The sequence below is a fragment of the Methylophilus sp. Leaf414 genome, from assembly GCF_001425425.1.
Classification (GTDB): Bacteria; Pseudomonadota; Gammaproteobacteria; order Burkholderiales; family Methylophilaceae; genus Methylophilus.
In genome coordinates this window covers 1-1811 of record NZ_LMQQ01000009.1, presented here as the reverse complement: position 1 = coordinate 1811, position 1811 = coordinate 1, and the positions used below count along the sequence as shown (strand labels likewise).

The window sequence follows — 1811 nt, the reverse complement described above, 5'->3', positions numbered from 1 at the left end:
TATGTTTGAAACTGGCTTATTAGAGTTATTTTCAATGTGAAATGACAAAATATATGGGTTGGATTCAGAGCCAATATTAATTGAAGTAACTTGTGTTGGCCATTCAGTAGTTTCAGTGTGAATTGGAGCTTTCAAAAGCTCGGATAACTGCTGAAGTTGAGTAGTGCTTCCGATTACCATCATCCCTTTTTCTCGCCCTGTATATTCATGGGCGCGGAATTTCAACTCTGTGGCTTTCATGATTTGTGCTCTAACGTGTTGACATAAGGGGCGCGCTTTAGCGGGTCCCGCTTGATGGATGGGTTAGGCATTTTTGAGTTCATTGCATACACCCTCGAAGCGATCAAAATACTGCGAACATAATTCATTTTCTGACATAGAGAAAGTGTCCAATGTGTATTGGAGCGACAAGTCTCTTGCAAGTGTGCATGCCTCGCTTTGAAAAGGTGGATACAACTCGCTTGCAGTTCTCAAGTCGCCTGCATTTCTCATTCCGTAGTCCGCGACCCAAACACAGTAAATTAGCTTTTCATATGACGTGAGGCTTGCGGCGCCGTTTTGTGCTTCTTTACGGATTATGATATCGCCCGTTTCAATGAGCCATGTTTCATATTCGAAAGTCGATGTCATTCAAATGCCTAACGTTTGAATTAAGGGGCTGGCTTTAGCCAGTCCCGCTTGAATGATGGGTTAGGCATTACGGTCACTTGAAGCATGAAAGATAATGCCATACTTGGCGAGTAGCAAAAATACGCTTGGCCAGAAAAGGGTATTGAGTATGTCGTGCAAACTTGCACCCCAACGCCAATACCCAAGGCTAGCAATGTCATCACGCATATCGAGCACTTCTCCTGTGATGGCTACACTAACAACCACAAACCATGGGACATTAGAACGAAGTGGCTTGCGGAACACAATTGCTGCCACAAGAAATACAGCAAGGCCGACATAGATATGAAGAGCATCTTTAGATAGCCCCGTAGCAGCAACTATAGCCAGTTTTATGGATTGGATAGCGGAAGTTTCCATAATGCCTAACGTTTGACATAAGGGGCGCGCTTTAGCGCGTCCCGCTTGATGGATGGGTTGGGCAGCATGTATTTACAAACAGCGCTCGACATATTCAACCTCAGGGAAGCGGCCAGAATAAAAAGCAACTACCCGACCGTTATCAATTTCGAAACGGATGGCGTTCTTTCCATCAGGAGACTTAACTGTAACGTACTTTCCTTGAGGTGCTGGAATGTATTGGTGTGCAGTAATGGTTAGCCTTGTTGGGTAGGCTTTCTTGATTTTTGACATAGGATCACCAATACGAATGCCCGTTTCGGTTTGGGTTTTTCCTTTTTCTACATCAATACGGACAAGCTTCCCTTGAACGAACATAAACAGCACACCAGATAAGCCTTTTGTGGCCTCGAAATATTCGCATTCAATGTCATGTGACTCTGGTGGTTGTTCGAGCTTTTGTGAAAGAGCTCGCTCTACAGTTGCCTTTGACATCCCAACAGAGGCAGAACCGAACCCATTGAAGCGAATAGACGGTGGCTCAGCCAATGCAGCCGATGTGGCTGAAAACAACAAAAGGAGCACGGTAAATTTTTTCATGATGCCCAACAGTTATTAACCGGACGCATCTGTCTGCATAATAATATTCTTAAAAAGGAAACTCTCATGCGTCGTTCCAATTATTTCTTATGTTTAGAAGCAAACCTGTCCGTATAATAATTAAGTGTAATTGCGGACGCAATCACTTTTAATTTAGGTAAACTTCATCATTTTCAACCCCTGTTTAGGAGCTACATTTATGG

At 43.6% G+C, this 1811-nt stretch carries 3 protein-coding genes; all 3 read right to left on the bottom strand.

Going from position 1 to position 1811, the window contains the following annotated elements:
- The coding region (locus ASG24_RS14700; protein ID WP_156376583.1) for a hypothetical protein at nt 1-240 on the bottom strand (240 nt) is incomplete at its 3' end.
- Between the two features lie 450 nt (nt 241-690).
- Complete coding sequence (locus ASG24_RS14275; RefSeq protein ID WP_055872285.1) at nt 691-1029, bottom strand: hypothetical protein; 339 nt, start codon at nt 1027-1029, stop codon at nt 691-693.
- Between the two features lie 72 nt (nt 1030-1101).
- Complete coding sequence (locus ASG24_RS14270) at nt 1102-1608, bottom strand: hypothetical protein (RefSeq protein ID WP_055872284.1); 507 nt, start codon at nt 1606-1608, stop codon at nt 1102-1104.
- Between the last annotated feature and the right edge of the window lie 203 nt (nt 1609-1811).

Bases quoted from the DNA above. Each gene is read 5' to 3' on its own strand.
- ASG24_RS14275 (WP_055872285.1), bottom strand. From the start codon at position 1,029: ATGGAAACTTCCGCTATCCAATCCATAAAACTGGCTATAGTTGCTGCT.
- ASG24_RS14270 (WP_055872284.1), bottom strand. From the start codon at position 1,608: ATGAAAAAATTTACCGTGCTCCTTTTGTTGTTTTCAGCCACATCGGCT.